This window comes from Phenylobacterium sp. (assembly GCF_036402295.1).
Taxonomy (GTDB): domain Bacteria; phylum Pseudomonadota; class Alphaproteobacteria; order Caulobacterales; family Caulobacteraceae; genus Phenylobacterium.
The window spans coordinates 1-4,084 of the sequence record NZ_DASWTE010000353.1; the positions used below are offsets into that span (position 1 = coordinate 1).

Sequence of the window (4,084 nt, forward strand, 5' to 3'; positions counted from 1 at the left end):
TCGATGTCCTCGGCGATGAGCGCGCTCTGATGGGCCATCAGAAGTAGCCTTCCTGCTTCTTCTTCTCCATGGACGCGGACTGGTCGTGGTCGATGACCCGGCCCTGGCGCTCGGAGGTGGTGGCCAGCAGCATTTCCTGGATGATCTCGGGCAGCGTCGACGCCGTGCTCTCGATGGCGCCGGTCAGCGGATAGCAGCCCTGGGTGCGGAAGCGGATCGAGCGCATCTGCGGGACCTCGCCCGGGCGCAGCCGCATGCGGTCGTCGTCGACCATGATGAGGTTGCCGTCGCGCTCCACCACCGGCCGCTCGGCGGCGAAGTAGAGCGGCACGATCGGGATGTCCTCCAGGTAGATGTATTGCCAGATGTCGAGCTCGGTCCAATTCGAGATCGGGAAGGCGCGGAAGTTCTCTCCCTGGCCTTTTCGGGTGTTGTAGAGCCGCCAGAGCTCGGGCCGCTGGTTCTTGGGGTCCCACCGATGTTCGGCGGTGCGGAAGCTGAGGATCCGTTCCTTGGCGCGGGACTTCTCCTCGTCGCGCCGGCCGCCGCCGAAGGCCGCGTCGAAGCCGTACTTGTCCAGCGCCTGCTTGAGGCCCTCGGTCTTCCACATGTCGGTGTGCAGGCTGCCGTGGTCGAACGGGTTGATCCCGCGCTCGACCGCCTCCGGGTTCTTGTGGACCAGAAGCTCCATGCCGCTCTCGCGGGCCATACGCTCGCGCAGCGCGTACATGTCCCGGAACTTCCAGGTCGTGTCGACGTGCAGCAGCGGGAAAGGCGGCTTGGACGGGTAGAAGGCCTTCTGCGCCAGGCGCAGCATCACCGCGGAGTCCTTGCCGATGGAATAGAGCATCACCGGCCGCTCGCACTCGGCGACCACCTCGCGAAAGATCTGGATGCTCTCGGCTTCGAGCCGCTGGAGATGGGTCAGGGTCTTCGGGGACAAGAGCGGCTCTGTGGCGGCTGGTCGGGACAGGACACTCGCGTCCATGAGGCGGACCTTACACATTGCTGAGAAATCCCGCGCGCGGATGCGTGCGGGGGCGGCCCGGTGGTGAGTTAGCGGCCGCCTTCCGCGCACGCAAGGCGAGGAGCCCCCAGGATTTCTCGACAGGCTGGCAGCGGCCCTGTCCGGGCCGCCGTTCGCGACAAGCCTGCAACGCAATGCCGCTTGGCGTCCGCCGCCGCCGCGTGCCACAAGCGCTCGACGGAAGCGCATACCCGTCTTTCGAGCCGGAACACCGGCCGGAGGCGGACGAGGTTGGGGGTTACAGCATGAGCTTGGACGCGGTCGCGGGCCCGAAGGCCTCGCCCAGCTACCGGTACCTGGTCGTCTGGCTGCTGGCGGTCGTCTACACGCTGAACTTCCTCGACCGGCAGATCGTCTCGATCCTGGCCGAGCCGATCCGCAAGGACCTCAACCTCAGCGACACCCAGCTCGGCATGCTGAGCGGCATCTTCTTCGCGCTGTTCTATACGGGCTTCGGAATCCCGATCGGCTGGCTGGCCGACCGCGCGCGACGGGTCTGGATCATCTCCGGCGCTTGCGCGCTGTGGAGCCTGTTCACGGTCCTCTGCGGGACGGCGACGAACTTCGTCCAGTTGGCGCTCTACCGGATGGGCGTGGGCATCGGCGAGGCCGGCGGCTCGCCGCCCTCGTATTCGCTGATCTCGGACTACTTCAAGCCAGAGGAGCGCGGCACGGCGCTGGCTATCTACTCGCTGGGCGTGCCGGCGGGCTCGATGTTCGGGTCGGCGCTGGGCGGCTGGATTGCGGCCGAGCACGGCTGGCGCACCGCGTTCTTCGTCATGGGCGTGCCGGGGATCATCCTGGCGCTCCTGCTGCTGCTCGTCGTGAAGGAACCGAAGCGCGGCGGGCTCGACGCCTTCGCGGCCGGCAAGGAGGCGCATGAGGCCCCGCCGCCGATCTGGACGGCCATCGGCGGCTTCTTCAGCAACCGCACCCTGGTCTTCACCGCCCTCGGCGCCGGCCTCTCGGCCTTCGTGGGCTACGCCGCGCTCACGTGGAACCCGCCGTTCCTGATGCGGGTGAAGGGCATGAGCCTCACCGAGGTGGCCGGTTACTACAGCCTCGTCCTGGGGATCACCGGCATGATCGGCACCTTCGGGGCCGGCTGGCTGGTCGACCGGCTGGCCAAGCGCGACCGCCGCTGGTTCGCCTGGGTTCCGGCGATCGCGTTCGCGATCACGATCCCGTTCTGGTTCGGCATCGTGTACGCGCCGACCTGGCAGATCGCCTTGGCCTGCATCGCGGTCCCGGCGTTACTCAACACCTGCTACCTCGCGCCCGCCCTGGCCGTCGTGCAGAACGCAGTGGCGCCGAACCGGCGCACGATTTCGGGGGCCATCTTGCTGTTCGTGCTGAACATCATCGGCCTGGGGATCGGGCCCGTGTACGTCGGCCGCATCTCGGACGCGGCCAAGCCGGAGTACGGGGACCAGTCGCTGTCGGTCGGCTTCCTGTGGCTGATCCCGATCATCGTGCTGACCGTCGCGGCGCACCTGCTCTCGGCGTGGTCGATCGGTCGCGACAAGCGGCTGGCGGCGGCGATCGGCGACTGAGTGCGGCAGTCAGGCGGGCGCTAACGCCGCCTTGTATCGGTCGACGCCGTCCGTCGCGATCAGGCCATAGACCTCGACGAGCTCCGGCGTCTGGTCCGGGATGCCGTGCTTCTGCAGGACGGGCACGAGCCGCTCGCCGAATTTCTCGAGCTGCTCAGGGCTCTCCCACACGTCGATGACGACGATGCTGTCCGGGCCGGTGAAACCGGCCAGATGGAGCAGGTTTCCGGGCTCCGGAGCCCGCTTGGAGTCGAGTTCCTTGATGACGGCGTCATACTTCGCCTTGTCGACACCCGCGGAGCGGTAGATGGCCATGACGGACATGGCGGCCTCCTTGCTGTTGGCTGGGGGCGCAGGGGTCTGCGCGGGGTAGGACTGCGCCCGCCCCGGAGGGATGCCAAGTCACATGGCGGTGTTAGCGGAAAGGGCCCGTCGCGCCGCAGTTGGCGGCTCATTCCGGTGACCGAAAACCGCCAACGACGCCCCATCAATGTCCGAAAACCGCGAGACTATCCGGGCCTGAAGCCCCATCTTCCGGGGCATGGACATGGATTTCGAAGCCTGCCGGCGCGCCTTCCAGACCCGCGATGCGCGGTTCGACGGGCGCATCTTCGGCGCCGTGAAGACGACCGGCATCTACTGTCGGCCAATCTGTCCCGCGCGCACGCCCAAGCCACAGAACATGACGTTCTATCCGACGGCCGCCGCGGCGCAGGAGGCGGGCTATCGTCCCTGCCTGCGCTGCCGCCCGGAAGCGTCGCCCGACCTCGGCGCCTGGCGCGGGACGTCCAACACCGTCTCGCGCGCGCTGGCCCTGATCGAAGGCGGGGCGATGGACGCCGGCGACGTCGACGCCCTGGCCTCGCGCCTAGGGGTGGGTGAGCGGCAGTTGCGCCGCCTGTTCCGCCAGCACCTGGGCGCCTCGCCCGTGTCGGTGGCCCAGACCCGGCGCGTGCTGCTCGCCAAGCAGCTGATCCAGGAAACCCGCCTGCCGATGGGCGAGGTGGCCCTGGCTTCGGGGTTCGGCAGCGTGCGGCGGTTCAACGAAACGTTCCAGCAGCTGTTCGGTCGCCCGCCGGGGGAGCTGCGCCGCTCGCGCCAGGCGGAGATCCCGGCCGCCGACGGCATCACCGTGCGCCTGCCCTACAAGCCGCCCTACGACTGGGACGCGATCATCCGCTTCCTGACGGACCGGGCGATCCCGGGCGTGGAGCGGGTGGAGGCCAAGCGCTACGCCCGCACGCTCTCGGTGGACGGTGCGACCGGGGTCGTCATCGTGACCCCGCGCAAGGACGGCGCGCTCTCGGCCGAGATCCGCTTCCCGAAGATGAAAGCCCTGCCGGCGGTCATCGCCCGCATCCGCCGCGTCTTCGACCTCTCGGCCGACCCGACCCTGATCGGGGCCCACCTTTCCCAGGACCCGGCGCTCGCGCCGCTCGTCGCCGCCCGGCCCGGCCTCAGGGCCCCGGGCGCCTGGGACGGCTTCGAGCTGGCGGTGCGCGCC

4 protein-coding genes are annotated in these 4,084 nt (G+C 68.9%); 2 read left to right on the forward strand and 2 right to left on the reverse strand.

Going from position 1 to position 4,084, the window contains the following annotated elements; all coding sequences use genetic code 11:
* Nucleotides 1-37 precede the first annotated feature (37 nt).
* Complete coding sequence (gene cysD / locus VGD44_RS20935) at nucleotides 38-988, reverse strand: sulfate adenylyltransferase subunit CysD (RefSeq protein WP_331090320.1); 951 nt, start codon at nucleotides 986-988, stop codon at nucleotides 38-40.
* Nucleotides 989-1,272: 284 nt separating this feature from the next.
* On the opposite strand from cysD, the gene VGD44_RS20940 reads away from it, so the two are divergent.
* On the forward strand, nucleotides 1,273-2,580 hold the full coding sequence (locus VGD44_RS20940) for an MFS transporter (RefSeq protein ID WP_331090321.1): 1,308 nt from the start codon (nucleotides 1,273-1,275) through the stop codon (nucleotides 2,578-2,580).
* A 9-nt stretch (nucleotides 2,581-2,589) separates the two neighbouring features.
* Here VGD44_RS20940 and VGD44_RS20945 read toward each other — a convergent pair whose 3' ends face one another.
* Entirely contained in the window at nucleotides 2,590-2,904 is a 315-nt protein-coding gene (locus tag VGD44_RS20945) for a hypothetical protein (RefSeq protein WP_331090322.1), read from the reverse strand.
* 223 nt (nucleotides 2,905-3,127) lie between these two features.
* On the opposite strand from VGD44_RS20945, the gene VGD44_RS20950 reads away from it, so the two are divergent.
* The coding region (locus tag VGD44_RS20950) for a bifunctional transcriptional activator/DNA repair enzyme AdaA (RefSeq protein WP_331090323.1) at nucleotides 3,128-4,084 on the forward strand (957 nt) is incomplete at its 3' end.